Genomic DNA, 25,231 nt, shown 5'->3' with positions numbered 1-25,231 from the left:
ATCGTCGCCCTGATCTTTCGCGAGCAAGCTCGCTCCTACAGAAGCAGCCCGCTCCGGGGCGAACTCCGCACCTGTAGGAGCCAGCTTGCTGGCGAACCGGGAAATCTCGCGGGTCGAACGACTGCATCGGGCGCGGCTGCGGCATCGTCGACCTGATCTTTTGCGAGCAAGCTCGCTCCTACAGGAGCAGCCCGCTCCGGGGCGAACTCCGAACCTGTAGGAGCCAGCTTGCTGGCGATCCCCCAGGCTCCCGAGTCGCGGGGATCGCCGCCAGCCGGCCAGAGCCGTGGCTGATCAACCCAGCGTCCCGAGTATGTTCACCCCGACCCGATCCGGAATCTCGTTCTGCGACAGTACGTGCAGCCCTGGGCTGAACACCCGTGCGTAACGCGACAGCAGCGGGCGCAGCTGTGGCATCACGGTCAGGATCGGCGGGTGGCCGTCCTTGCGCAGCTTTTCCTTCACCACCGGCATGCTGTTCTGCAGCTGGTTGAGCAGGCTCGGCTCCACCGGGATGTTGTCCAGGCTCACCTGGCCGGCCTGCTGGGCAATCGCGAGGGCATTGAGCAGGGTGTTTTCCAGTGCGTTTTCCAGCACGAAGACCGCCAGTTCGCGACGATCACCGGCAATCATCGAAACGATGCTACGGCGCAGGGCATAACGTACATCAGCCGCCAGCAGCACCGGGTCCTTGGTGGTTTCGCTGCATTCGAGCAGGGTGCTGGCGATGGTTTCGATGTCGCGCAGCGGCACCTCCTCCTGCAGCAGCTGACGGTACACGCGCATCTGCTGGGTGTAGCTCAGCGCGCCCTTCAGGCTTTCGGCCAGCTTTGGCGCCTGCAGCGTCAGGCGTTGCATCAGGTGCTCGACGTCGTCGTGCTTGAACAGGTCCGGCAGGTGCTCCCGCACCACCTTGTTCAGGTGGGTGGCGACCACGCTGGCGCAGTCGATCACCTGATAGCCGAGGTTCAGCGCCCGCGACTTGTCCGTCGGCTGAATCCAGACCACCTGCATGCGGTACGCCGGATCGGTGCCAAGGATGCCGTCGATCTCGCCGTACAGCTCCGGCGAGGGGATCGCCATCAGGCGGTCGGCATGCAGCTCGGCGCCGTCGATCTTCTCGCCATTGATGTAGATGTCATATTGCGAAGCCTTGAGCCGCAAGCTGTCGCGGATCTGCACTTCCGGCAGCAGGAAGCCCAGGTGCTCGGAGAGCGTCTGGCGCACGCCGCGCACCCGTGCCGGCAGCGGCGCGCCCGAGGCTTCGTTGACCAGCCCGACCAGCTTGTAGCCCAGCGAAATCGACAAACGCTCGACCAGCGGAATGTCTTCCCAGGCCAGCGTCTGGGCCTTTTCCTTGTCCATCGCCTGGCCGAGCTGCTGGATCTCCTTGAGATCCGCTCCGGCAGCCGGCGGCTCGTGCAGCGACACCCGCCAGCCGATGAAACCGATCAGCGCGGCAAAGCCGATAAAGGCCAGGTGCGGCATGCCCGGCACCAGGCCGAGCACGAAGAGGATACCGGCCACGGTGTACAGCGAGGCCGGGTTGGCCAGCAGCTGGCGCTGCACCTGGCTGGTGATGTCGCTGGATTCGTTGATCCGCGTGACGATGATCGCTGCCGCGGTGGACAAGAGCAGCGCCGGAATCTGCGCGACGAGGCCGTCGCCGATGGTGAGCAGGGCGTACTGCTTGAAGGCTTCGCCAGCCGCCAGGTCGTGGGCGAACACGCCGATGGCGAAACCGCCGAACAGGTTGATCAGGAGGATCAGGATGCCGGCGATGGCGTCGCCGCGGACGAACTTCGAGGCACCGTCCATGGCCCCGTAGAAGTCGGCTTCCTTGGCCACTTCCTGGCGCCGCGCCTTGGCTTCTTCCTGCGTGACGAGGCCGGCGTTGAGGTCGGCATCGATGGCCATCTGCTTGCCCGGCAGGGCGTCCAGGGTGAAGCGCGCGGTCACTTCCGAGATCCGCTCACCGCCCTTGGTGATGACGATGAAGTTGATGATCATCAGGATCACGAACACCACCAGGCCGACGATGAAGTTGCCGCCGATGACCACTTCGCCGAAGGCCTCGATCACCTTGCCCGCCGCGCCAGTACCGGTATGACCCTCGAGCAGCACCACGCGCGTCGAGGCGACGTTGAGCGTCAGGCGCATCAGCGTGGTGATCAGGATCACCGTGGGGAACAGCGAGAAATCCAGCGGACTTTTCGACGACACGCTGACCAGCAGCACCAGGATCGACATGGCGATGTTGAAGGTGAACAGCACGTCCAGCAGCTGCGGCGGCAGCGGCAGGATGATCATCGCCAGGATCGACAGGAGTCGCTGGAAAAGATTCGCCAGTCGGGCCGCGAGACGCTGCTGTTCAGCGGTGGCCGTCAGCTGGCCGAACCGGTGGCCGTGGTGCTCGACGACGAGATGACCGACGAGCAGATCCTGCGCCGCTTCAACGGCAGCCTGGGTCAGGCCGGGATTCGCGCCGAGCTGGACCAGAACGGTGCGCTGAAATTTTCCGCCCGCGAAGGCGACTGGCAGACACTCAAGGGCCAGCTGGCGGTACAGGGCGAAGGCAAGCTGTTCGACAAAGGCCGGTACGTTCGCGTGCAGAGCGAGGACGACCAGCTGCTGAGCTTCCCCGATGAACTGCAGCTCGATTCCTTCCGCGAGCTGCGCCGTCTGCTCGATTCGGTGGTGGCCGGGCTCGACAAGGTCACCACGCTGCGCGAACAGCTGAGCAACCGCCAGCAGGAAATCCGCGAATTCCTCGCCCGCCAGGCGCATGTCGACGAGAAGCAGTGGGCCATGGATTTCTCGCGCTCGGTGTTCAACCTGATGCAGCGCAGCCCATCGAGCTACGCTGCGGTCACCCAGACGGTCGTCGCCCAGGCGACCATCAGCCGCTTCGCGGTGGTCAGCCTGCTGTCCTGACGAGCCGCCCCCTCACGGCTCGCCGCGATCGATGAATTTCACATCCGAAGGCCGCCCCAGCGGCAGCGTTTGCACGGTATCGCCGAGCTTGCCGCTGTCGGGGTCCCGCGCCAGTACAACCAGTCCGTCACTCTTCTGATTGGCAACGATCATGAACTGGCCGCTCGGGTCGATGGCGAACTCCCGCGGCTCGCGGCCTTCGCTGCTGCGCTGCTGAATCTCGCGCAACATGCCGGCTTCCTCGATTGCATACACCACGATGCGGTTGGTCTCGGCGCGGTCGCTGACGTAGAGGAAGCGGCCGTCTGGTGAAGGGTGAATGGCGCCAGGTGAATGTTTGGACACATCGCCATTTTCGGCCAGGCTGACGAGTTGGCGCTGCACCAGGGTGCCATCGACATGATCGAAGCGCGCGACCTGGGCGCTCAGCTCCAGTGTGGCGTAAGCCTGCAGCCCGTCCGGACTGAACACCAGATGGCGTGGGCCGCTGCCGCCGGGCAGGGCGATGAATGCGGGGTCGGCGGGGGAGAGCGGTCGCTCGGCGTTGGCTGGGTCGTAGCGGTAAGCGAATATCTTGTCTGCACCCAGATCGCTGACGAAGAGCGTCTTGCCATTGGGCGACATCACAGCCGAATGCACGTGCGGGCCCTGCTGGCGCTCCGGGTGTACTTCGCTGGCCTTGTGCGCGGCAATCTGCGTGACGGGCGCCAGGGTGCCGTCGTTCGCCGTTGGCATTACCGCCAGGCTGCCACCAGGGTTTGGCCGCGAGCCATAGTTGGAGACGAACAGATAGCGGCCGTCGCGGCTTTGGCTCAAATGGGTGGGCTCGTCGCCCAGGCTGACCTGCTGCGCCAGTGGCGACAGCCTGCCGCTGTTCACCGCAATCATGAAAGCACTGACCCGGCCTACGGGGTCGGGCTGCCCCGGCCCGTTCTCGTTGGTGGCGTAGAGCCGGTTGCGGTTGAGATCCAACGTCAGCCACGAGGGGTTGTGGCTACGGATGACCTGCAAGGGCTGCGGTTCGATCTGGCCGCTGCCAGCGTCGAATTGCATGCGGTAGATGCCGCGATCATCCTCTTCGCTGGTGTAACTGCCGACTAGAAACTGGTACATGGGTGCCGCTACTCCCGAGGCGCTGAACGCCAGCGCGCCGAGGAGGGCACTGTGGCGCAGGGCAGTGATGAGGTGGCGCATGGCGGATCTCCCGAACGTGCGTGAGGCTATGACCGCAGCCGCGCCGCAACGCTCCACGCGTTGCCCTTCAGCCCTGCGTTCGTACCTTTAGCGCACGCTGGCCCAGCGCTTTGCGGCGGTGCAACCCGTGCAGCGAAATCGCCACCGGTACGGCCAGGGCGAACCAGCTCAGCCAGTCGCCCAACCCGTCGGATACCAGCCCGGCAATCAGCCCGAAGAGCGAAAGCGTGGCGATCACCAACGGCCAGAACCAGATACGCATCATGGCTGCCGCTCCGTAACGCCGCGCTTGAGCCATAGGTACAGGCCGCTGCCGAGCACGATGATGGTGAGGATGTCGAGCAATCCCCAGAGCACCTTGAGCGGTAATCCCCCGTAGTCACCAAAGTGCAGCGGTTCGGACAGCTGCAGCGCGGTGACGTACCAAGGGCGGGCGCTGGCTTCCAGCACGTCGCCCGTGGCGGGATCGACCAATAGGGCCTGGGTCAGGCGCGAAGTGAGCGGCGTGTCGCCGCGCAGGATCACGGCGATGTGCTCGGGCGTGGCGCGCAGGGTGCCGGGGTAGGCGATCATCGATACCGCCATGCCGGGTGCAGCGGCCAATGCGCGATCGACTGACGCCTGCAGTGTGCCGTCCACGGCGGGTGCGCCCTCGGCCTCGGCAGCGAGCAGCACGCGCGTCTCGCCGGCCTGCAGCGCCGCGACCTGCTCGGCCTGCCAACCTTTGAAGATCAGATCAGCCCAGGTGTTGATCACGCCAGTGAAACCTACTGCCAGCGCCCATACCAGGGTGACGATGCCAAGCAGGTTGTGCAGGTCCAGCCAGCGCGTGCGTGCGGCGCGCTCCTGGCGCACTTCACCGAAGCGCAGCTTACGCATGAAGGGCGCGTAGAGCACCACGCCGGATATGATCGCGATCATCAACAGCAGGCCCATCAAGCCGAGGAACAGCTTGCCGGGCAGGCCGGCGTACAGGTCCACGTGCAGGCGATACATGACGCTCATGAAGCCTTCGTCGAAGTTCGGTGCACCGAGCACCCCGCCGGTGCGCGCATCGGAAAGGATCAGGGTCGACTCGCTTTCGTCGGTATCGACACGGGTGTCGAGCTTCACGTACCAGAGGTCGGGCTCGTCTTCCTCGGCGAAGAAGTACAGCGGCACCAGCCCCGGATAGGCCGCCACCGCCTGCGCCGCCACCTGGTCGACCGGCGCGCGGGGAGCTCCTTCGGGCATGGCCGGCGCTTCGATCTCGTCGCCGGCCAGGTGCTCGATTTCATGCGAGAAGACTAGCGGCAGGCCGGTCAGGCACAGCATCAGGATGAACAGCGTGCAGACGAGGCTGGACCACTTGTGGACCCAGCCCCAGCGCCGAAGCGTTGCTGCCTGCATCAGAAGTCGACCGTGGCGCTAACCGTGAGGGTGCGGGGCGCGCCGAGGACGAGGTAGTTCGAGCCCGGATAGCCGCCAGCGGAGGCCCAGTAATCGCGGCCGGTGGCGTTGTCCAGACGAGCCCGCAGGACCACGTCCCGGTCGTCGATGGTCATACGGTAACGAGCGCCGAGGTCCAGGCGAGTCCAGGAGGGCAAGCGCAGGTCATTGCTGGCGCTGGCGTACTGCTTGCCGGTATGCACCACCAGGCTGGTCAGGGTCAGCCCCTGCATGCCGGGCACATCCCATTCGCCACCGACATTGGCCTGTACCTTAGGAACGCCGATGGCATCGTTGCCATCGTTTGCGCCGTTGAGGGTCTTCTTCTGTTCGGCATCCAGCAGGGTCAGGCCGCCTAGCAGACGTATCCCATGGGCGGGCTCGCCGAAGACCGACAGCTCGATGCCACGGTTGCGTTGCTCTCCGCCCTCGCGGAACAGCTGGTTTTCAACGATGCCGAAAGGCCGTTTGGTATTGAATACCGCAATGCTGCCACCCAGGTTACCGCCGTCGTATTTGAGGCCGACCTCGGTCTGCTTGGCGACATAGGGCGCCAGGATCGCATCATCATTGAGCACTGGCAGCCCGTTGGATGTTGCCGGGGCGGTTTCACCCTTGGTCAATCCTTCGATGTAGTTCGCGTACACCGAAAGCTCGTCGGTCAGCATGTATACAACGCCCGCGACGGGGGTGACTTCGTGGTCATCGTACTGGCCACTGCGGTTACCGGTCTGCGAGGAATAGCTCTTCGTTTCGATGCCCTGCCAGCGCGCACCAAGCGTGACCAGAAGGCGGTCATCCATGAAGCCCAGCGTGTCGGCTAAAGCGAGGCTTTTCGTACGGATGCGCTCTGTTACATGCGGATCAGAGAGGTCTCCACCATCGTAGGTAACAGTGGTGGGCAGCACCGCGTCGAACGGGTTGTAAAGGTTACCGACCACCGGGGCGTAAAACTGATTTGCCCCCTTTTCCCGCGAGTCGTACATTGCCGCCGAAGTCACGAGCTGATGCGAGACTGCGCCTGTCTGCAGGCGCACGCGCAAGCCGGCTTCGCTGGTGAATACGCTGTCTTCGCGGTAATTGTCGAAGCGCGAAGCGGAGGTTGTGCCAATGGCTGTGGCCCGTGGATTGGCAAGGCGATTTTGTTCCTCACCCTCACGCAAACCGGCGGCCAGCCAGCCAGTCACGGCGTCGGCGAAATCGTATTCGGCGCGAAAGGTGCCAAAGGTCTGCTTCTCTTTCGAATAGGTCCAGGACTGCGCAAAGTTATCGTCAGCATCTGGCGCGCTGGGCAGGCCACCGTTCGGTGTCACGCTCGGGCGTGGTTCATCGATGAAGTGGTACTGGTGACCAATGTCCGCCGACAGACGCAGGCGATCACCCTGGTAATCCAGGCCCAGCGCGAACATGTCCAGCGTTTGGTCCTCGTCGTCGACACCAGTTTCGCCAGCGCGTTTGGCGGCGTTGAGACGAAAGCCGAACTGGTTTTCCTCGCCGAAGCGGCGGCCCACGTCCGCCGCGACTGTGCCCTGGCCTCCGCTGCTGGCACCAACGGTCATTCGCGTTAGCGGCTCGTTCGTAGCGCGCTTGGGCAGCAGGTTGATAGCGCCGCCAAGGCCGGTACCGCCTGGTGCCGCGCCGTTAAGAAAGGCGCTCGCACCCCGGAATACTTCGGCTCGCTCGATAAATTCGGCGGCAACGTACTGTCGAGGCAACAGGCCATACAGTCCGTTGTAGGAAATGTCGTCCGAGTACAACGGGAAGCCGCGCACGACATAAAGCTCCTGCATGTTGCCGAAGCCTCGCGCGACACGGACCGAAGGATCGTTCTGCACGATATCCGACACGCTGCGCGCCTGCTGATCCTGAATCAGCTGCGAGGTGTAGGACGTAGAGGTGAACGGCGTTTCCATGTAGTCGCGATTGCCCAGGATGCCCACCCGGCCGCCCCGGGCAACTTGTTCGCCTGCGTAAGGTTGAGTCAGGCCTTCAGCAGAGGCGTCGGCGCTAGCTGTGATCTCGACCGATTGCAGTTCCACCGGCTCGGTGGTCGCCGCCTGGGGCTGGCGCTCGATTTGTTCCTGCGCCATCAACGGCGTGCCAGTGAAGCTGGCCGCAAGGCAAACGGGCAGCAGGGCGGTTTTGCGTGCGAAGCGAAGAGTGGGCATGGGAGACCTGACCGGCATGGAGGCAATGGGTGGATCACGGAGCAGAGGCCGACGAAACGGCATGCTATCTGAGGGCCACTATCATATTTCAATGCGAACAATTCGCAACCTAAGTTGCATCATCCTGCGCCGAATGGTCGCGACTATGCCGTTGGTCGTCATATTCGGAAACACATGAGGGCGGTTGTCGATCTGGCTTGCTGCCGGACGACCAGTTCATGCGAAACCCACATGACAGGAGAAACCACCATGCCAAATGCCATCCACCCGGACGAAGCCCGCATTCGCCAACTGCACAACGAGTTCGAGGCTGCCATCAAGGCCAAGGATCTGGACCGGATCATGGCCCAGTACGCACCAGACGTGGTCGCCTTCGATGCGGTCGGCGCACTGCAATTCAGCGGTGTGCCCGAGTACCACGCCCACTGGAAGCGCTGTTTCGAGTTCTGCCAAGGCGAGGGCTTTTTTGAGGTGCATGACTTGCACATCGAGGTCGGCGGCGACCTCGCCTACAGCCGCATGCTCAACCATTGCGGGGGTACCAACGAACAAGGTCAGCTGCAGACCGCCTGGATGCGCGGCAGCCGGGTTTGGCGCCGGCAGGATGGCGAGTGGCGGGTCGTGCATGAGCATTTCTCCATGCCGTTCGACATGGAAACTGGGCAGGTCAGTTTCAGCGAGGCGCCGGCGCAGCAACAGGGGCAGGCGTAGCGGATGCGTTCGTCGCCTGGCAAGGCAGGGTACGTGGCGGGCTGCTAGCGTTGCTGCGTCAGCGGCAGACGGAGCCCGCCCATGAACTACCTGTGCCTCATCTATTACGACGAACAGCACGTCGAGACCATGACCGACGAGCAGTGGCATGCGCTGGTCGAGCGGTGCCTGGCGTGCGGCGAGCGGCTGCGCGCCAGCGGCCACATGCTGGCCGGAGAGCCGTTGCAATCGGTACGCACGGCGCGCACGGTCAGGGTGCGCGACGGTGCAGCGTCAGTCGTTGACGGGCCTTTCGCTGAAACGCGCGAACAGCTGGCAGGCTTCTACCTGATCCAGGCGGAAGATGCGGACGAAGCCGCCGAAATCGCCGCGACCTTGCCGCCCGCAGCATTTGGCAGCATCGAGGTGCGCCCGCTGCGTCAGCTGCCGCAGCGTTAGGGATGCCCGCCCAGGCGACCAATGTCGCGGCGCGCATCGAGCATCTCTACCGGAGCGAGTCGAGGCGCGTGCTGGCGACCCTGATCCGACTGCTCGGTGATTTCGATCGCGCCGAAGAGGCGCTGCACGACGCCTTCGCCGCCGCTGTCCAGCAGTGGCCGCGCGATGGCGTGCCGGCGAGCCCGCGCGCCTGGTTGGTGTCGGCTGGACGATTCAAGGCCATCGACGCCCTGCGCCGGCGCATGCGCTTCGATGCCTCGTTGCAGCAGCTCGCCGATCAGCTCGAGCAGGCGGCGCCGGGGGAGGTGGACGAGGTGGACGATGATCGTCTGCGGCTGATCTTCACCTGCTGCCATCCGGCATTGCCGCCTGATGCGCAGGTCGCCCTGACGCTGCGACAGGTCTGCGACTTGACTACCGACGAGATCGCCCGCGCCTTTCTCGTTGCGCCCGCGACCATCGCCCAACGCATCGTTCGCGCCAAGGCGCGCATTCGTGAGGCGCGGCTGCCTTATCACGTGCCGGACCGCGACGAGCTGCCGGAGCGGCTGGATAGCGTGCTGCGAGTGATTTATCTGGTGTTCAACGAAGGCTATTGCGCCACGGGCGGCGATGCGCTGACCCGCGCCGACCTCTGCCGTGAGGCAATTCGTCTGGGTCGCTTGCTCGAGCATCTGCTGCCGAATCCGGAAGTGAGCGGGCTGCTGGCGCTGATGTTGCTGCACGAAGCCCGCCGCTCGGCGCGGGTCGATGCCGCTGGGGATCTGGTGCGGCTCGAGGATCAGGACCGCAGCCTATGGGAGCCGGCCATCATCGCGGAGGGTCTGGCGCTAGTACGGCAGGCATTCAGAACTGGCCGCCCTGGCCCCTACGCCTTGCAAGCGGCCATCATCGGCGTGCATGCCGAGGCCCCCAGTGCGCCGGAGACCGACTGGCAGCAGATCATCAGGCTCTACGATGTGCTGCTGTGCGTCAGTCCATCACCGACCATCGAACTGAACCGTGCCGTGGCGCTGGCCATGCACGACGGCCCTGCGGCCGGTATGGCCGTTCTCGACCACATCGAGGCCCGCGCCCTGTTGAAGGATAACCACCTGCTACACGCCGCGCGTGCCGACTTCTGCTACCAACTCGGCCGCCTGGACGAAGCGCGCCGGGCTTACCGAACCGCACTGTCTCTCGCCCGGCTCGAATCGGAGAGGCGTTTTCTGCAGCGTCGGCTTGACTCATTGGGGCGATAGCGAAGGGAGGCTTGTCCCGGATGCGCAGTTAGCGATTTGGCTAAACGCCCGTGAACGGGTCCGCATAGCCCGTTATCGATTTGGGCTAGGGTGCTGTGTTTTTGCGGCGCCCCCGTCAGGCCTATCGGTGCGTCGAACCCGCAGCTCACTCAAGGACGAAACATGCGGCTTCTTTTTTTGGCGATCTTCGCTTTGCTGTCCGCATTGGCTGCTAAAGACGCCATCAGTCGTGCCGCCTCGCTTATGGCCACCGTCCCGGACGCGCAAGAGCTTGTCCAAGAACGTATCACTGTTAAAAGCGTGAAAACGGGGCAGTACTGCAGGGTGCTCCGCCGTGGCGAGCGCCTGTGCGACTGGAGGATGGTGCTTGTCACTGATCGGCAGCGGGAAATACGGATGTTTCTCGCACCGTTGCTCGATGCGAACGACGGCCGCTATGCATTGCTGCAGGCAGGCGACGAGCTCAACGTAGGGCTACGGGGTGACGTTGCGTACACCATTACCCGAACCGCTTCGCCAGCCCCGCTTCCAGGCTTACCCCGTACCGCTACGTTGCTCGATATGGTGCAACTGAAGGCGTGGCATAAGTCGCTTCTATGGCGAGACGGCGGACGCCTGTTGGCCGACATACTTGTGTTGGCCCTGGCCTACGTAATGATCAAACGGATGCGCTTCCCGAGCCGCGCGCTTGTCTTGTATCTCTTGTGCGCGGTGCTTGTATCCGCGGTTTCGGTCTGGAGCCTCCGTCCGAGGCCAATGCCGGCGCTTCGCAGCCTGGTTGATCAGCCCGTTACGGTTGCGGCATTTGGCGAGAAACTGAGCTGTCGTAGTGGTTGGCTCAGCACCCATCGCCGTTGCGAGCCGCAGAGCTTTATCGCGGATACAGAAGGAAGAATCTGGCCGCTGGCCTACCGCGATACCGTCATGCTGCCCATTGAGCGTGGGCAGGATGTGTTGCTCGGCACCCATGAAGGTTTTATCTATCGGATCAAACCACCGATCCAGTCCAAAAAAGCTCAAGGGACCTGCAGCTTTCGAGATCACCCGACCGCCTTGCAACGAAAGGTTGTATGGATGTGTGATGACGAAGCTGAACGGCTGGTGCGCCAACGCGATTTTGTTGGTCAGTTCATCGCTCGAATCGATCGAGGCCGGATAAAGCGGGAGCTGCTTCAATTCGACTGGACCCAGGCCGCTTACAACGAACAAGAGCGAAAACACAGGCACCGGATGTTCATCGGAGCCTATATCCCGCTGATCGCCTGGTTTCTTACCTTTGTGGTGCTTTCGTATGGAAGGACTGACCAGGACTGAGCGGTGCTCCCAGGCTCTCTAGCGAATCAGTTGCCTCGATACGATGGGTACGTAGGGGCAAGTTCCACGCGGCGCCTGTTGCAGGCGCCGCGATCGCGCTAGCGGTTGGCTGCGCTGTCGAACACCTCACGATCCAGCTCGTTCTCGCTGCGGCCGATCAGGGTCGTCGTCATCAGGTCACCAGCGACATTGACGGTGGTGCGGGCCATGTCGAGGATGCGGTCGATGCCGGCGATCAGCGCTACGCCTTCGAGCGGCAAGCCGGCGGAGGTCAGGACCAGGCCGAGCATGATCAGCCCGGCGCCGGGGATGCCGGCCGTGCCGATCGAGGCGAGCGTCGCGGTAAGGATGATCATCAGGTATTGCCCGGCGCTGAGGTCGATACCGAAGGCCTGCGCGATGAACAGGGCCAGCACGCCCTGATAGATGGCCGTGCCATCCATGTTGATGGTCGCGCCGACCGGCAGCACGAAGCCCGCGACGCCTTCGGAGACACCCAGGTTCTTGCGGGCGCACTCGATGGAGACGGGCAGCGTGCCGGCGCTGCTCGAGGTGCTGAAGGCGACCGCCAGGGCGGGCGCAATGCCTTGCAGGAAGCGCAGCGGGCTGAGCCGGCCGACCAGCCCCAGCAGGCCACCGTAAACGACCAGTACATGGGCGATGCTGGCGAGATAAATCACACCGATCACCCCGGCGAGCGGCAGCAAGACTTCCGCCCCATGGCTGCCGACCACCCCGGCAGTCAGCGCGAATACGCCGATGGGGGCGACGCGCATCACCAGGTCGGTGAGCTTGTAAAAGGTTTCGGCCAGGCCGTCGAACAGGCGCACCGCCGGGGCTGCGCGCTCGCCGACCAGGTTCATGCTGACGCCCATCGCGATGGCGAAGACGATGATCTGCAGGATGTTGCCTTCAGAGAAGGCGGTCACCGGATTGCTCGGCACCAACCCGACGAGGATGCTCACCAGCGATGGCGCCTCCTTGGTTTCGGCCGTGCCGCTGGCAACCATGTTCATCCCTTCACCCGGGCTGAACAGGGCGCCGAACAGCAGGCCGATGCTGACCGCGAAGGCGGTGGTCACTAGATAGACGACGATGGTCTTGACGCTGATGCGGCCGAGCTTGGCGCTGTCTTTCATCGAGGTGATGCCGGCTACCAGCGAGACGAACACCAGCGGCACGAAGAGCATCTTGATCGCGTTGAGGAACAGCGTGCCGATCGGCGCCAGGACAAGGGCGTCCTGCTTGAATGCCAGGCCGACGGCGATGCCGAGGGCCAGGCCAATGAGGATCTGCTGCCAGAGGGCCAGGCGGCCGAGCAGGCGGAAGGGTGTACGCAGGGTGGTGCTCTGGTTCATGCGGGTACCTTGTTGTTCTTATTGAAAGAAGGGCCGCCGATCGCGGCCCGGATGCAAGCGCGCCCGACGAGTCGGGCGCGTGAAACGGGGGTCAGGCCTTCAGCGGGACAAGCCGCGGGGCGATCATGTTTTCCGGTCGCAGGATGTCGTCGAGCGTGGCGTCGTCGAGCAGTTGCTCCTCACGCACCAGCTCCAGCACGCCGCGCCCGCTGAGCAGCGCCTGGCCAGCGATGCGGGTGGCATTCTCGTAGCCGATGTAGGGGTTGAGCGCGGTGATCAGGCCGATGGAGTTTTCCATCAGGCGGCGGCAGTGGTCTTCGTTCGCTGTGATGCCGACGATGCAGTGCTCGCGCAGCATGTCCATGGCGCGCTGCAGCAGGCGGATCGAATCGAACAGTTTGAAGGCGATCAGCGGCTCCATCACGTTGAGCTGCAGCTGGCCGGCCTCGGCGGCCATGGTCAGCGCCAGGTCGTTGCCGATCACCTCGAAGGCGACTTGGTTGACCGCTTCGGGAATCACCGGGTTGACCTTGCCCGGCATGATCGAGCTGCCCGGCTGGCGCGCTGGCAGGTTGATCTCGTTGATACCGGTGCGCGGGCCGCTGGAGAGCAGACGCAGGTCATTGCAGATCTTCGACAGCTTCACCGCCAGGCGCTTGAGCATGCTGGAGAAGGTAACGAAGGCGCCCATGTCGGAGGTGGCTTCGATCAGGTCGGCAGCGGGTTTCAGCGGGTGCCCGCTGATGGTCGCCAGGCGTTGCACGGCCAGGGCCTGATAGTTGGGGTCGGCATTGATGCCAGTGCCGATGGCGGTGCCGCCAAGGTTCACTTCGACCAGCAGCTGCGGCGCAATCAGGCGCAGGTGCTCGAGGTCTTCGCCAAGCGTGGTGGCAAAGGCGCGGAATTCCTGACCGAGGGTCATCGGCACGGCATCCTGCAGCTGGGTGCGGCCCATTTTCAGGATGTGGGCGAATTCGCCGGACTTCTCGGCGAACGCCTGCACCAGGCTGTCGAGGCTGGCCAGCAGGGTGTCGTGGCCGAGCAGCAGGCCGAGGCGGATGGCGGTGGGGTAGGCGTCGTTGGTCGACTGCGCCATGTTCACGTCATTGTTCGGGTGCAGGTGGCGATATTCACCCTTGGCGTGGCCCATGTATTCGAGTGCGAGGTTGGCGATCACCTCGTTGGCGTTCATGTTGGTCGAGGTGCCGGCGCCGCCCTGGATCATGTCGACGACGAACTGCTCGTGGTGCTCGCCGCGAATCAGGTGCGCACAGGCCTGGCTGATCGCCACATGTTTGGCATCGCTGAGGTGACCGAGCTCGCGGTTGGCGTCTGCGGCGGCCTGCTTGACCATCGCCAACGCCACGACCAGCTTGGGAAAGTGCGAAAGCGGCACGCCGGAGAGGTGAAAGTTGCGCACCGCGCGCAGGGTCTGGATGCCGTAGTAGGCGTCGGCGGGGACTTCAAGGGAGCCAAGCAGGTCTTTTTCAAGCCGGAAGGATGCAGCGGAGGACATGAGGTTCTCATCCGAGAGAAAAACGGCATTTGCCGCGAAGGCCGCTACCATAGGGGTTCAAGGTGATGCTCGGCCAATGCCGTTGGGTGTTGGGTCATGCAGGATCGGCATAACGATGCTGTGACGCCGTTTCGCTGGCGAGCGTTATCGAGTTGTGCGTCGCTTGTCCCACCGCCCGGAGCTGGCATGAACATCGAAACGAAATGGCTGGAAGACTTCGTCGCCCTGGCCGCCACCCGCAGCTTTTCCCAGGCCGCCGAGCGGCGCTTCGTCACCCAGCCGGCATTCAGTCGGCGTATCCGCAGCCTGGAGAATTGCCTCGGCCTGACCTTGGTCAACCGTGCGCGCACGCCGGTCGAGTTGACCGAGGCGGGGCAGCTGTTTCTGGTGACCGCGCGCAACATGATCGACCAGCTCGGCGAAGCGGTGCATTACCTGCACAACCTCGAAGGTCAGCGCGGCGAAGTGCTGCAGATCGCCGCCGCTCACTCGCTGGCGCTCGGCTTCTTTCCCGAGTGGCTGGCCCGCCTGCGCCAGGATGGAGTGCCGGTGAACAGCCGACTGGTGGCGACCAACGTCGGTGAGGCCGTGCATTCGCTGCGCGAGGGTACGTGCGACCTGATCCTCGCCTACTACGATCCGGAAGCCGCGCTGCAGATGGACCCGGAGCTGTTTCCCTCGTTGTCGCTCGGGCGCACAGAGATCGTCCCGGTCTGCGCGGTGGATGCCGGCGGCGAGCCGCTGTTCGATCCGGATAGCGGGCAGACGGTCCCGTTGCTGGCCTACACCGCGGGTGCCTCGCTCGGCCGCTCGGTCAACCTGTTGCTGCGCCAGCGTGGGCTGCGCGCGACGACGCTCTACGAAACCGCCATGGCCGACAGCCTCAAGAGCATGGCCATGCAGCGCCTCGGTCTGGCCTGGGTGCCGCGCCTGAGCGTGACCGCCGAACTCGAACGTGGCGAATTGGTGGTTTGCGGTGGCGAGCAGTGGCGTGTGCCGCTGGAAATCCGTCTGTATCGCTGTGCGCTGGTGCGCAAGGCGCCGGTCCGGCTGCTCTGGCGCAAGCTCGAAGCGGGAGCGGGGCAGACCGGCGAAGGGTAAGCGAGCGGCTAACCGATCTGCTTGTCACAACCCGGACGCAGCCGCCGCCTTGTCGGCCGGTGGGGTACTGACCGGACGGGGGTTGCGCTATACTCCCCGGCCCTCTCGACGGCCGGCAATCGCCAGGCCGCGAGGCATTCCAGGCCACGCTCTATAGCGTGGTTTGTCGTTATTGATGCGCCCCTAAGGCGCCGATGAGAGGCACGATGATGAGCGCACTGGTAGGCGTGATCATGGGCTCCAAGTCCGACTGGTCAACCCTGAGCCACACCGCCGATATGCTGGAAAAGCTCGGCATACCGCACGAAGTCACCGTGGTGTCCGCGCACCGCACCCCCGATCTGCTCTTCCAGTACGCCGAACAGGCTGAACAGCGTGGCCTGCGGGTGATCATCGCCGGTGCGGGCGGTGCCGCCCATCTTCCGGGCATGTGCGCGGCCAAGACTCACCTGCCGGTGCTCGGCGTGCCTGTGCAGTCATCGATGCTTTCAGGCGTTGATTCGCTGCTGTCCATTGTGCAGATGCCAGCCGGTGTGCCGGTCGCGACCCTGGCCATTGGCAAAGCGGGCGCCATCAACGCTGCGCTGCTCTCGGCCAGCATCCTGGGCCATGAATTCCCCGAGTATCACGTGGCGCTGAAGAAATTCCGCGACGAACAGACCCAGACCGTGCTCGATAACCCGGACCCGAGGGACGCGTAAATGAAGATTGGCGTGATCGGTGGCGGCCAGCTGGGCCGCATGCTGGCCCTGGCGGGCACACCGCTGGGCATGAACTTCGCGTTTCTCGACCCGGCGCCGGATGCCTGTGCCGCCGCGCTCGGCGAGCACCTGCGTGCCGATTATGGCGATCAGGATCATCTGCGCCAGTTGGCCGATGAGGTCGACCTGGTGACTTTTGAATTCGAGAGCGTGCCGGCCGAAACCGTCGCCTTTCTCTCGCAGTTCGTACCGGTCTACCCCAGCGCCGAGGCGCTGCGCATCGCTCGCGATCGCTGGTTCGAAAAGTCCATGTTCAAGGATCTCGGCATTCCCACCCCGGAATTTGCCGACATTCAGTCGCAGCAAGATCTCGACGCCGCGGCAGCCAGCATCGGCCTACCGGCTGTGCTCAAGACGCGGACCCTGGGCTACGACGGCAAGGGTCAGAAGGTCCTGCGCAAACCGGCCGACGTTACCGGCGCCTTTGCGGAACTGGGCAGCGTGCCCTGCATCCTCGAAGGCTTCGTGCCGTTCAGTGGCGAAGTCTCGCTGATCGCGGTGCGGGGTCGTGACGGCGAAACCTGTTTCTATCCCCTGGTTCACAATACCCATGAGGACGGCATCCTCAGGCTCTCGGTTGCCAGTAGCAACCATCCGCTGCAGGCGTTGGCCGAGGACTATCTAGGTCGCGTGCTCAAGCAGCTCGACTATGTCGGCGTGCTGGCGTTCGAGTTCTTCGAGGTAGACGGTGGCCTCAAGGCCAACGAGATCGCGCCGCGTGTGCACAACTCCGGGCACTGGACCATCGAAGGCGCCGAATGCAGCCAGTTCGAGAATCACCTGCGCGCGGTGACCGGCCTGCCACTGGGCTCGACAGCGAAGCTGGGCGAGAGCGCCATGCTCAACTTCATCGGTGAAGTGCCGCCGGTGGACAAGGTCATTTCCGTTGAGGATTGCCACCTGCATCACTATGGCAAGGCCTTCAAAGCGGGGCGCAAGGTTGGCCACGCCACGTTGCGCTGCCCGGATCGCGCGACCCTTGACCGGCAGGTTACGGCGGTCGAGTCGCTGATCAAACGTAACTGAGCTCCCGGCCGTCTGGCTCGCCGCACCGGTTTCCGAACTGGCTGGCGCGGCGCCGGTCCGAAATTGGGTAACGCCAATATCGGACCTTAGGAGACTGCCAATGGGCATCATCGGAACAATCATCATCGGCCTGATCGTGGGCCTGATCGCACGCTTCCTGAAACCGGGCAACGACAGCATGGGCTGGATCATGACCATCCTGCTGGGTATCGGCGGTTCGTTGCTGGCGACTTACGGTGGCCAGGCGCTCGGCCTCTACGAGGCAGGCGAGGGTGCAGGGTTTATCGGTGCCGTGATCGGTGCAATCATCCTTCTGGTGATCTACGGTATGGTGACCGGCCGTAAACACTGATCCGCACGGGGCCGTCTCCGGCGGCCCGTTTCCCATCGACCAGTCGACCTCCATGCGCCTCACCGCCCTCTTTCTGCTGCTCTGCGCCACCTTCACCCATGCCGCCCCGGCCGAACTCGACTGGCTCGAACTGATGCCGGCCGAAGATCGCCAGGCGCTGGAAGACATGCCCGAGATCGCGCACGACACACCCGAGGCGGACGGCTTCAGCGACGAGGGTGGACTCAAGCAAGGCGCCGGCCTGCCGGAGGTGATGTATTCGGCCAAAACCGTGCCGGCCCTGGCGGGCAAGCAGATTCGCCTGGGTGGTTATCCCGTCCCGCTGGAAACCGACGCAAAAGGGCGCGCCATCGAGTTCTTCCTCGTACCCTACCCGGGCGCCTGCATCCACGTTCCACCGCCACCGCCGAACCAGATCGTGATGGTGCGATACCCGGCTGGCATCCTGCTGGACGACATCTACGCGCCGCTATGGGTCGACGGTACGCTGGCAATCGAACCGGTCAGCAATGAACTGGCGGATGCCGCCTACGCCATTGCCGCTAGCAGCGTCACGCTCGTCGACGAGGACGATCCCTAGCCGATGCGTCAGTCTGGGGCTCTTGATCCGCAGCTGCGCCAGGCGTTTCGCAATCTGGCAGCACTGACGGAGGGGATCGACACGGCGGTTTACCAGGCATTCGGCAAGGACCCGCTGGAGCCCATCATCGGGCTCGGCCCAGGCGACGCCCCCGTCGCCTTTCTCGGGCGTGACCCGGGGCGCGAGGAGGTGCGCCATGGCGAGCCGTTCGTTGGCAGCGGCGGGCAGCTGGTGCGGCGTGCGCTTCATCGCCATCTTTACGCAACCGAGTCGCCCAGCTTCGAGGCGAGCCTGGCGGTGGGAGCCGACTTCTTCTGGCTTAACACCGTGCCCTACAAACCGCTGGGCAATCGCGCATGGTCGATGGCGGTCAAGCGCCGCTTTCATCCGTTGATGCGACGTTTGCTGCTGGAACGTTGGGAGGGCGAAGACGTTGTCACACTCGGGCGCGAGGCCTTTCTCTGGTTCGGCCTCGATGCGACGCCCGCCGATCGTCAGCGGCTGGAGGCCTACTGGCAGCGTGAGGACAGGTTCAGCTCATGTTGCGAGATCATGCTCGACACCGGGCAAGGCAGACGCCAGCTGCGCCTGCACCCACTGCCACACCCCTCGCCACGCAATCTCGCCTGGTACAGCCGCTTCCCCGGGTTGCTCGATGCGCGGCTGACGCAGCTACTGCCCAGGCGATAGCGCTCAGCTGGCGCTTGGCTCGACGCCGATCGCAACGCTGAGCGTATGGCTGGCTCCGGGCGCGAGCTGCACGACATCGTCCATGACATTGGCCGTCTCGATGCAAAGCATCCGCTGCCAAGCGTCGTCGGCGAATTGCGAGAGGCGCTGCGACTTGTCGATCCAGGGGTTCCACAGCACGGCCGAGCGCGACCCCTCGACCTCTAACCTGATGCGCCTGTTCGCTGCTGGATCATGCAGGGCCAGGCTGGCTGGAACGTCGAGGTAAATGCGGTCAGTCTCGCCAGCGAAGCGCAGGTCGCCTTGTTGTTCGCGGCGCTGCCAGCCGTCGAGCGTCTCGATGTAGGGCAGGCCATCGAGGCCCTCGACCACCACCTGGTGGATGTCGCTGATGGCGAAATAACTGTGCAGTGCCTGGGACAGCGCCACGGGTTGGTGCCCGCGATTATGGCTGGTCAATGACAGATGCAGCCGGTCGTCGAGGCGAATCTTCAGCTCCGCCCTAACCTCGTGAGGCCAGCCGGGAAGATTGCCGGGGCAGGCGAAGATCAGGGATGCGCCCTCGTCATCGCTGTCGCTGCTCTGCAGTGTCCAGTCGATGCCGCGAACCAGCCCGTGTGCTGGCGGTTCGCTGCTGTGGTAGGCGTTCTGCACGGCTTGAGGGTTGCGCTTCAGGTCACCGAACCAAGGCCAGCAGACCGGTACGCCGCCGCGCACCGGTTGGCCGCGCAGAAAGGCGGCCTGCTCGCTCAGCCAGATGACCGGCTGGCCGTCCGCACCGCGGTAGCTGAGTACCTGTGCGCCCTGCTCGGCGACTACCAGCTCGGCATCGCCGCGGCGGATACGCCAGCAAGCGAGTTGGTCCATTTCGATGCGCTGGATGTCGACGGGCATAGGTGCTCTCGCGAGGGTAATGAATGAATAGCTCTGACCCTGCCGGCGCCGCGGGATTCCAGAACGGCGCGGTGAGAGGGGCAGGCGGGGCGCCGCGCGGGCGGGCCCCGACGGGGCGTGATCAGCGGCCCTGGCAGGCGTCGACGCGCAGCCAGCGCTCGATCAACTTGAACCCCTGCATCAGCACGAAGGCGATAACCAGATAGATCAGGCCGGCAGTGAGGAACATCTCTTCGTGCATGTAGGTGCGGGCGGCGATCTTGCGCGCCATGCCGGTCAATTCCAGTAGCGTGATGGTGCTCGCCAGCGCGCTGGCCTTGAGCATCAGGATCACCTCATTGCTATAGGCCGGCAGGCCGATACGCGCCGCACGGGGCAGGATGATGTGCCAAAGCGCCTGGCTACGTGACATGCCCAGCGCCCGTGCCGCCTCGACCTCACCCGCAGGCACGTTCTGGATCGCGCCGCGAAGGATCTCCGCGATATAGGCCGCGGTGTGCAGCGTCATGGTGATGATGGCGCACCAGTAAGGATCACGTAGGTAAGGCCAGAGCACGCTGTTGCGGACCGCCTCGAACTGCGCCATGCCGTAGTACACCAGGAAGAGCTGGACCAGCAACGGCGTACCACGGAAGAAAAAGATGTAGCCGTAGGGCAGGGCGCGCACGGCCAGCATGCGGGACGAGCGGGCAATGCCCAGCGGCAGGGCGAGAATCAGGCCGGCAATGACCGAGACCCCGACCAGTTGCAGGGTCAGCCAGGCGCCTTCGAGAAAGCTCGGCAGCCACTTGATGAATAGCTCCCAGCTCATGCGGCGCTCCTGACAAAGCCGCGACCGGCCCGTTTTTCTAGGAAATACATGCCCGTCATGGCAATGACCGTCAGGCCCAGGTAGATGAGTGCGGCAACGACGAAGAACGTGAAGGGTTCCTTGCTCGCGGTCACGGCGATCTGAGAGCTGCGCATGATCTCTTCCAGGCCGATGACCGATACGAGCGCCGTGTCTTTCATCAGAATCATGAACAGGTTGCCGAGGCCAGGCAGGGCCAGGCGCCACATTTGCGGCAGGATCAGGCGCAGAAAGATGCGTCGCTTACCCAAGCCCAACGCGAGACCGGCTTCCCGGTGACCCTTCGGGATCGCCAGCAAAGCACCGCGGAAGACTTCCGTGGCATAGGCGCCGAAGCACAGGCCGAGGGCGATGGTGCCTGCAGCGAAGGGGCTCAGGGCGAGGTTCTCGATGCCAAAAAGCTCACCGATACCGCGCACCAGGCCAATGGTGCCGAAATAGATCAGCAGCACCCAGAGCAGCTCGGGGACGCCGCGGACAATCGTCGAGTACGTGCCGCCGACCCAGCGCAGGGCGGCAAACGGGGACGTTTTGGCCAGCGCGCCGAGCAGGCCCAGCACCAGGCCGAGGGCGAGCGCCGCAAGGGCCAGTTGGATGGTCATCCAGGTGCCGGCGACCAGCGCCGGACCGAATCCGTGAAGATCGAGAATCATATGGGCTCAAACATCAAAGCCCGACCTACCAAGACTGGCGGCCGGGCTTCGATTCAGCTGGATCAGTAAATGTCGAACGGGAAGTACTTGGCGTTGAGCTTCTCGTAGGTGCCGTCAGCGCGGATTTCCGCCAGCGCCTTGTTCAGCTTTTCACGCAGCTCGTCATTGCCCTTGCGTACGGCGATGGCGATCTTGTCGTTGTCGAACACCGGCTCGCCTTTGAACTCGAAGTCCTTGCCTGCATCGCTCTTGAGCCATTCCCACTGGACGAACGAGTCGGCAAGGATGCCGTCAACGCGGCCAGCTGCAAGGTCAAGGTAGGCGTTTTCCTGGGTGTCGTAGAGTTTGATGTCAACGACGTCATCGAGGTTGTCCTCGAGCCAGGTACCGGCGATGGTCGCACGCTGTGCGCCAATCACCTTGCCATCGAGGTAGCTCTCGTCTGTCTTGAAGTCGACGGACTTGGGCGCCACGAACTGCAGCTTGTTGGTGTAGTAGTGATCGGTGAAATCGACAGCCTGCTTGCGCTCCTCGGTGACCGACATGGAGGCGGCGAGGAAGTCGAACTTACCGGCATTCAGGGCGGGAATGATGCCGTCCCAGTCAGAGGTGACCACTTCGCACTCGACTTCCATCTTGGCGCAGAGCGCGTGGGCGACGTCCAGGTCGAACCCTACGACCTGCCCGCTGGCATCGATCAAGTTGAAGGGTGGGTAAGCACCTTCGGTGCCGATACGCAGTTTTTCTGCAGCAAAGGCGTTGGCGCCGATCATCAGCGTGGCGGCGGCGGTCAGCAGAATCTTCTTATAGCTTTTCATGCGGTGTTGCTCCATTAGCGATGGCTGGACATGAACTGTTTACAGCGTGCCGATTGGGGATTGTCGAACACCTGCTCGGGCGTTCCCTGCTCTTCGACCAGGCCCTGGTGGAGGAAGACGACCTCACTGGAAACCTGCTTGGCGAAGTTCATTTCATGGGTGACCAGCAACATGGTGCGACCTTCATCGGCCAGCGACCGGATCACCGTAAGCACTTCTTGTACCATCTCCGGGTCGAGGGCCGAGGTTGGCTCATCGAACAGGATGACCTGTGGTTGCATCGCCAGCGTCCGTGCAATGGCCGCGCGCTGCTGCTGGCCGCCGGAGAGCTGATTCGGGTAGACGTGTCGCTTGTCGGCGATCCCAACCTTGGCCAGCAAGGCTTCGGCCGTTTCGGTCGCCTCGGCCTTGCTAAGGCCAAGCACGCGGCGGGGCGCTTCGATAATGTTGTCCAGCACGCTCATGTGGGGCCAGAGATTGAAGCTCTGGAACACGAAGCCCAGCTTGCTGCGCATCTGGTTGATCTGCTTGGAGTCCGCGGCAACCAGGTCACCGTCCTTTGCACGCTTGAGGCGCAGCTGCTCGCCGGAGACGTAAATCTCGCCCTCGTTGGGGTTTTCCAGCAGGTTGATGCAGCGCAGGAAGGTGGATTTTCCGGAGCCGGACGAGCCGAGGATGGAAATCACGTCGCCGTCGCGCGCGGTCAGCGAGATGCCCTTGAGTACTTCCAGATCGCCGTAGCGCTTGTGCAGGTTGCGGATTTCCAGCGCGGGTATGGCCTCGGCCATTGAGCTTCCTCTTCTCGGAGCAGGCGGGGACCTGGTCCGTCTTTATGTAAATTGCGCTCCGGCCGACTGCTCGCCGTCCTGGCGAGGCGCAAACCTAGCATGGGTGGGGGCATGCGCCAAGCGCGACGCTACCCCGTGCGGCGTGACTGACCGGTCAGCTTTGCCGTGCCCTGTTCAGGTGCCTCTATCTATATAGATGAAATTCCCAAGGGCGGCGCAATTGGATCGTTTGCGCCCTTGGGTGCGAGCGTCAGGCCGAGCCAGTTCGAGCGTGCTCGGCCTCGCCGGTCAGCATTTCGTCATGCTCTTCCATGCGCCATGGCAGGCTGCCGGGCGAGATATGCAGGAAGTGCAGGTACTTTTCGAACTGGTCGAGAATGTCGCTAATGATGTCGGCCTGGTCGTAGCCGTACACATCGTAGTGCTGCCCGCCGCGGCGCAGGAAGACTTCGGCGCGGTAGTAGAGCTCGTCCGACTCCGGTGCGTCGGCGAACGCGAACGCCGGCATGGCGTAGCCGACCGCGCGAATCTCATAGACGAAGTCGAGCTGGTCTTCCTTGATCACTTCCAGATACAGGCGCGAGTTGGCTTCGTCGATCTGTATCTCGGCCGGCCAGCCTTGCTCTACCAGCCCGCGTTGCACGCGGCGCATGCCCTTGAGCACGGTGGTGTCCATGAAGGTCTGCACTTGCTCGCGGTTGGGAAAGTTGACCAACCCGGCCAGGCGCTTCTTCCACGTACCGGGCGCCGCTGTGGTTGCACGATTGCCCTGGGCGAGGTTCTGCAGGCTGAGCTGGTGCCCTTCGATGACGAGCGCGCGCCACATGCCGAGCCCGGCCAGCATCATCAGGATGCAGAATGGCAGGCCGCTGGCGATGGCCATGGTCTGGAGCGCGCTGAGACCGCCAGCGATCAGAAGCGTCGCGGCGACGACGCCCTCGATAGTCGCCCAGAACACCCGCTGCCAGACCGGCGTGCGGATGGCGCCACCGGCGGCGATCGAGTCGATGACCAGCGAGCCGGAGTCCGACGAGGTGACGAAGAAGGTCACGATCAGCAGCACCGCCAGAAACGAGGCGACTGATGACCAGGGCAGCAGTTCGAACAGCTTGAACAGCGCGATGGCGTTGTCAGCCTGGACCTCGGCAATCAACGAGGTGTAGCCCTCGACCATGATCAGGTGCAGCGCGGTGTCGCCGAAGACTGAGAACCAGAGGAAGGTAAACATCGTTGGCACGATCATCACTCCAAAGACGAACTGGCGGATGGTGCGCCCGCGGCTGATCTTGGCGATGAACAGCCCGACGAAGGGCGACCAGGAAATCGTCCAGCCGAAGATGAACAGCGTCCAGTTGCCAATCCAGTCGCTGCGGCTGTACGCCTGAAGATTGAAGGTCCGCTCGACGATGTTGTTCAAATAACTGCCGGTGTTCTGCAGGAAGGTCTCGAGAATGAAGATGGTGGGACCTACCGCCAGCACGAACAGCATGAGCACGGTCGCCAGCAGGATGTTGAGCAGCGACAGGTTCTTCACGCCCTTGTCCAAGCCGGCAACCACGGAGGCGACAGCCATCGCGGTGATGATGGCGATGGCGGTGACCTGCACCCAGATGCTCACCGGGATCTCCGGCCAGAGGTAATTCAGACCCGCGTTGATCTGAGTGACCGACAACCCAAGCGTGGTGGCGATGCCGAACAGCGTGCCGAGAATGACCAGCACGTCGACGAAATGGCCGATCGGCCCGTAGATGCGCTCACCGATCAGGGGATACAGCGCCGAGCGCAGCGACAGCGGCAGCCCATGGCGGAACGAAAAGTACGCCAGCGCCAGCCCGACGATGCCGAAGATGCCCCAGATATGGAAACCCCAGTGAAAGAAGGCGATCTGCATCGCCTGCTTGGCCGAATCGACCGTTTCCGCCGCGCCGGCTGGCGGTGACGCGTAATGCAGTACGGGCTCGGCAACACCGAAGAACAGCAGCGCAATGCCGTACCCGGCCGAGAAGAGCATGGCGAACCAGGCGGGGAAACTGTACTGCGGTTCGGCATGGTCCGGACCCAGCTTGATGTTGCCCCATTTGGTCAGCGCGATGCCGACGATGAAGACCAGGAAGAAGGCCACCGACAGCATGTAGAACCACCCGAAATTGGTGGTGATGAAGGCCAGGGTCGAGCTGAACAGTTCGCCTGCCAGGTCTGGGTTGCTGATCGTGCCGATCACCAAGAGCAGCGTCACGATGACCGCGGGCACGAACACCGGCACGAGGATGATGGCTTTGGGTAGCTTCTTGTCTGCTTCCATATGTCGGTCTGCTCTCTGGTTGGAGAATGGGACGGAATACGGGCTGTGGCTCCTTTATGCGAGACGCCAACCAAAGGTAGACGGCAAGGGGCGGCCGAATACTCACCAGAACTT

22 protein-coding genes and 2 pseudogenes are annotated in these 25,231 nt (G+C 63.7%); 11 read left to right on the top strand and 13 right to left on the bottom strand.

The window, feature by feature from the left end; translation table 11 throughout:
- Positions 1–294: 294 nt before the first annotated feature.
- A pseudogene (locus tag KXR72_RS17885) lies at positions 295–2,328 on the bottom strand (flagellar biosynthesis protein FlhA); the annotation flags it as partial.
- Here KXR72_RS17885 and KXR72_RS17880 point away from each other — a divergent pair.
- A pseudogene (locus KXR72_RS17880) lies at positions 2,326–2,934 on the top strand (hypothetical protein); the annotation flags it as partial. The pseudogenes KXR72_RS17885 and KXR72_RS17880 sit on opposite strands and share 3 nt — an antisense overlap.
- A 12-nt stretch (positions 2,935–2,946) precedes the next feature.
- Here KXR72_RS17880 and KXR72_RS17875 read toward each other — a convergent pair.
- From KXR72_RS17875 to KXR72_RS17860, 4 genes are all read right to left on the bottom strand, one after another.
- Positions 2,947–4,128, bottom strand: coding sequence for a lactonase family protein (locus tag KXR72_RS17875; protein WP_437422431.1), 1,182 nt, complete (start codon positions 4,126–4,128; stop codon positions 2,947–2,949).
- 67 nt (positions 4,129–4,195) lie between these two features.
- Positions 4,196–4,393, bottom strand: coding sequence for a hypothetical protein (locus tag KXR72_RS17870; RefSeq protein WP_437422430.1), 198 nt, complete (start codon positions 4,391–4,393; stop codon positions 4,196–4,198).
- Complete coding sequence (locus tag KXR72_RS17865; protein ID WP_437422429.1) at positions 4,390–5,517, bottom strand: PepSY-associated TM helix domain-containing protein; 1,128 nt, start codon at positions 5,515–5,517, stop codon at positions 4,390–4,392. Before KXR72_RS17865 ends, KXR72_RS17870 begins: the two co-directional genes overlap by 4 nt.
- A complete protein-coding gene (locus KXR72_RS17860; protein ID WP_437422428.1) occupies positions 5,517–7,724 on the bottom strand; it encodes a TonB-dependent receptor in 2,208 nt (735 codons plus the stop codon). The genes KXR72_RS17865 and KXR72_RS17860 overlap by 1 nt, the downstream gene beginning before the upstream one ends.
- A gap of 249 nt (positions 7,725–7,973) precedes the next feature.
- Here KXR72_RS17860 and KXR72_RS17855 point away from each other — a divergent pair, with 249 nt between their 5' ends.
- The 4 genes from KXR72_RS17855 to KXR72_RS17840 all read left to right on the top strand — a co-directional run bounded on the left by KXR72_RS17855 (position 7,974) and on the right by KXR72_RS17840 (position 11,428).
- Positions 7,974–8,435, top strand: a complete 462-nt coding sequence (locus KXR72_RS17855; RefSeq protein WP_437422427.1) for a YybH family protein — start codon at positions 7,974–7,976, stop codon at positions 8,433–8,435.
- Between the two features lie 81 nt (positions 8,436–8,516).
- Positions 8,517–8,873 (top strand): YciI family protein, encoded by a 357-nt coding sequence (locus tag KXR72_RS17850; protein ID WP_437422426.1) that lies wholly within the window; start codon positions 8,517–8,519, stop codon positions 8,871–8,873.
- Positions 8,874–8,875: 2 nt separating this feature from the next.
- Entirely contained in the window at positions 8,876–10,114 is a 1,239-nt protein-coding gene (locus tag KXR72_RS17845) for an RNA polymerase sigma factor (protein WP_437422425.1), read from the top strand.
- A 162-nt stretch (positions 10,115–10,276) separates the two neighbouring features.
- Positions 10,277–11,428 carry a hypothetical protein gene (locus KXR72_RS17840; protein WP_437422424.1) on the top strand — a complete coding sequence of 384 codons (1,152 nt, stop codon included), beginning with the start codon at positions 10,277–10,279 and terminating at the stop codon, positions 11,426–11,428.
- Positions 11,429–11,526: 98 nt separating this feature from the next.
- On the opposite strand, the gene KXR72_RS17835 is transcribed toward KXR72_RS17840, so the two are convergent.
- Both KXR72_RS17835 and KXR72_RS17830 read right to left on the bottom strand, forming a co-directional pair.
- A complete protein-coding gene (locus KXR72_RS17835) occupies positions 11,527–12,786 on the bottom strand; it encodes a dicarboxylate/amino acid:cation symporter (protein WP_437422423.1) in 1,260 nt (419 codons plus the stop codon).
- Between the two features lie 91 nt (positions 12,787–12,877).
- Positions 12,878–14,302 (bottom strand): aspartate ammonia-lyase, encoded by a 1,425-nt coding sequence (locus KXR72_RS17830; RefSeq protein WP_437422422.1) that lies wholly within the window; start codon positions 14,300–14,302, stop codon positions 12,878–12,880.
- Positions 14,303–14,488: 186 nt separating this feature from the next.
- Between KXR72_RS17830 and KXR72_RS17825 the strand changes: the two genes are divergently transcribed.
- The 6 genes from KXR72_RS17825 (at position 14,489) to KXR72_RS17800 (ending at position 18,812) form a co-directional block, all read left to right on the top strand.
- On the top strand, positions 14,489–15,403 hold the full coding sequence (locus KXR72_RS17825) for a LysR substrate-binding domain-containing protein (RefSeq protein WP_437422421.1): 915 nt from the start codon (positions 14,489–14,491) through the stop codon (positions 15,401–15,403).
- A 209-nt stretch (positions 15,404–15,612) separates the two neighbouring features.
- Positions 15,613–16,104 carry a 5-(carboxyamino)imidazole ribonucleotide mutase gene (gene purE, locus KXR72_RS17820; RefSeq protein ID WP_243604353.1) on the top strand — a complete coding sequence of 164 codons (492 nt, stop codon included), beginning with the start codon at positions 15,613–15,615 and terminating at the stop codon, positions 16,102–16,104.
- Positions 16,105–17,190 carry a 5-(carboxyamino)imidazole ribonucleotide synthase gene (locus tag KXR72_RS17815; RefSeq protein ID WP_437422420.1) on the top strand — a complete coding sequence of 362 codons (1,086 nt, stop codon included), beginning with the start codon at positions 16,105–16,107 and terminating at the stop codon, positions 17,188–17,190. It abuts the gene before it with no gap.
- 100 nt (positions 17,191–17,290) lie between these two features.
- Positions 17,291–17,542: a GlsB/YeaQ/YmgE family stress response membrane protein gene (locus KXR72_RS17810; protein WP_243604351.1), complete on the top strand. Its 252-nt coding sequence runs from the start codon at positions 17,291–17,293 to the stop codon at positions 17,540–17,542.
- A gap of 52 nt (positions 17,543–17,594) precedes the next feature.
- Positions 17,595–18,122, top strand: coding sequence for a DUF3299 domain-containing protein (locus KXR72_RS17805; RefSeq protein ID WP_437422419.1), 528 nt, complete (start codon positions 17,595–17,597; stop codon positions 18,120–18,122).
- 3 nt (positions 18,123–18,125) lie between these two features.
- Positions 18,126–18,812, top strand: a complete 687-nt coding sequence (locus KXR72_RS17800; protein ID WP_437422418.1) for a uracil-DNA glycosylase family protein — start codon at positions 18,126–18,128, stop codon at positions 18,810–18,812.
- Between the two features lie 3 nt (positions 18,813–18,815).
- Here KXR72_RS17800 and KXR72_RS17795 read toward each other — a convergent pair whose 3' ends face one another.
- From KXR72_RS17795 to KXR72_RS17770, 6 genes are all read right to left on the bottom strand, one after another.
- Complete coding sequence (locus tag KXR72_RS17795; RefSeq protein WP_437422417.1) at positions 18,816–19,706, bottom strand: D-hexose-6-phosphate mutarotase; 891 nt, start codon at positions 19,704–19,706, stop codon at positions 18,816–18,818.
- A gap of 121 nt (positions 19,707–19,827) precedes the next feature.
- Positions 19,828–20,517, bottom strand: coding sequence for an ABC transporter permease (locus tag KXR72_RS17790; protein ID WP_437422416.1), 690 nt, complete (start codon positions 20,515–20,517; stop codon positions 19,828–19,830).
- On the bottom strand, positions 20,514–21,209 hold the full coding sequence (locus KXR72_RS17785) for an ABC transporter permease (protein ID WP_437422415.1): 696 nt from the start codon (positions 21,207–21,209) through the stop codon (positions 20,514–20,516). The genes KXR72_RS17790 and KXR72_RS17785 overlap by 4 nt, the downstream gene beginning before the upstream one ends.
- 62 nt (positions 21,210–21,271) lie before the next feature.
- Entirely contained in the window at positions 21,272–22,027 is a 756-nt protein-coding gene (locus KXR72_RS17780; protein ID WP_437422414.1) for an ABC transporter substrate-binding protein, read from the bottom strand.
- Between the two features lie 14 nt (positions 22,028–22,041).
- Positions 22,042–22,815: an ABC transporter ATP-binding protein gene (locus KXR72_RS17775; RefSeq protein WP_437422413.1), complete on the bottom strand. Its 774-nt coding sequence runs from the start codon at positions 22,813–22,815 to the stop codon at positions 22,042–22,044.
- 250 nt (positions 22,816–23,065) lie between these two features.
- Complete coding sequence (locus KXR72_RS17770) at positions 23,066–25,117, bottom strand: BCCT family transporter (RefSeq protein ID WP_437422412.1); 2,052 nt, start codon at positions 25,115–25,117, stop codon at positions 23,066–23,068.
- Positions 25,118–25,231 lie beyond the last annotated feature (114 nt).

This window comes from Stutzerimonas chloritidismutans, from assembly GCF_051486945.1.
In the GTDB taxonomy this organism is placed as follows: Bacteria; Pseudomonadota; Gammaproteobacteria; order Pseudomonadales; family Pseudomonadaceae; genus Stutzerimonas; species Stutzerimonas chloritidismutans_B.
The sequence above is the reverse complement of the archived record's forward strand: the minus strand, read 5'-3'. Positions and strand labels throughout refer to the sequence as shown.

Coding starts and splice junctions, on each gene's coding strand:
- purE (WP_243604353.1), top strand. CDS start 15,613: ATGAGCGCACTGGTAGGCGTGATCATGGGCTCCAAGTCCGACTGGTCA.
- KXR72_RS17835 (WP_437422423.1), bottom strand. CDS start 12,786: ATGAACCAGAGCACCACCCTGCGTACACCCTTCCGCCTGCTCGGCCGC.
- KXR72_RS17855 (WP_437422427.1), top strand. CDS start 7,974: ATGCCAAATGCCATCCACCCGGACGAAGCCCGCATTCGCCAACTGCAC.
- KXR72_RS17860 (WP_437422428.1), bottom strand. CDS start 7,724: ATGCCCACTCTTCGCTTCGCACGCAAAACCGCCCTGCTGCCCGTTTGC.
- KXR72_RS17800 (WP_437422418.1), top strand. CDS start 18,126: ATGCGTCAGTCTGGGGCTCTTGATCCGCAGCTGCGCCAGGCGTTTCGC.
- KXR72_RS17780 (WP_437422414.1), bottom strand. CDS start 22,027: ATGAAAAGCTATAAGAAGATTCTGCTGACCGCCGCCGCCACGCTGATG.
- KXR72_RS17830 (WP_437422422.1), bottom strand. CDS start 14,302: ATGTCCTCCGCTGCATCCTTCCGGCTTGAAAAAGACCTGCTTGGCTCC.
- KXR72_RS17770 (WP_437422412.1), bottom strand. CDS start 25,117: ATGGAAGCAGACAAGAAGCTACCCAAAGCCATCATCCTCGTGCCGGTG.
- KXR72_RS17840 (WP_437422424.1), top strand. CDS start 10,277: ATGCGGCTTCTTTTTTTGGCGATCTTCGCTTTGCTGTCCGCATTGGCT.
- KXR72_RS17825 (WP_437422421.1), top strand. CDS start 14,489: ATGAACATCGAAACGAAATGGCTGGAAGACTTCGTCGCCCTGGCCGCC.
- KXR72_RS17790 (WP_437422416.1), bottom strand. CDS start 20,517: ATGAGCTGGGAGCTATTCATCAAGTGGCTGCCGAGCTTTCTCGAAGGC.
- KXR72_RS17815 (WP_437422420.1), top strand. CDS start 16,105: ATGAAGATTGGCGTGATCGGTGGCGGCCAGCTGGGCCGCATGCTGGCC.
- KXR72_RS17785 (WP_437422415.1), bottom strand. CDS start 21,209: ATGATTCTCGATCTTCACGGATTCGGTCCGGCGCTGGTCGCCGGCACC.
- KXR72_RS17845 (WP_437422425.1), top strand. CDS start 8,876: ATGCCCGCCCAGGCGACCAATGTCGCGGCGCGCATCGAGCATCTCTAC.
- KXR72_RS17805 (WP_437422419.1), top strand. CDS start 17,595: ATGCGCCTCACCGCCCTCTTTCTGCTGCTCTGCGCCACCTTCACCCAT.
- KXR72_RS17850 (WP_437422426.1), top strand. CDS start 8,517: ATGAACTACCTGTGCCTCATCTATTACGACGAACAGCACGTCGAGACC.
- KXR72_RS17810 (WP_243604351.1), top strand. CDS start 17,291: ATGGGCATCATCGGAACAATCATCATCGGCCTGATCGTGGGCCTGATC.
- KXR72_RS17875 (WP_437422431.1), bottom strand. CDS start 4,128: ATGCGCCACCTCATCACTGCCCTGCGCCACAGTGCCCTCCTCGGCGCG.
- KXR72_RS17870 (WP_437422430.1), bottom strand. CDS start 4,393: ATGATGCGTATCTGGTTCTGGCCGTTGGTGATCGCCACGCTTTCGCTC.
- KXR72_RS17865 (WP_437422429.1), bottom strand. CDS start 5,517: ATGCAGGCAGCAACGCTTCGGCGCTGGGGCTGGGTCCACAAGTGGTCC.
- KXR72_RS17775 (WP_437422413.1), bottom strand. CDS start 22,815: ATGGCCGAGGCCATACCCGCGCTGGAAATCCGCAACCTGCACAAGCGC.
- KXR72_RS17795 (WP_437422417.1), bottom strand. CDS start 19,706: ATGCCCGTCGACATCCAGCGCATCGAAATGGACCAACTCGCTTGCTGG.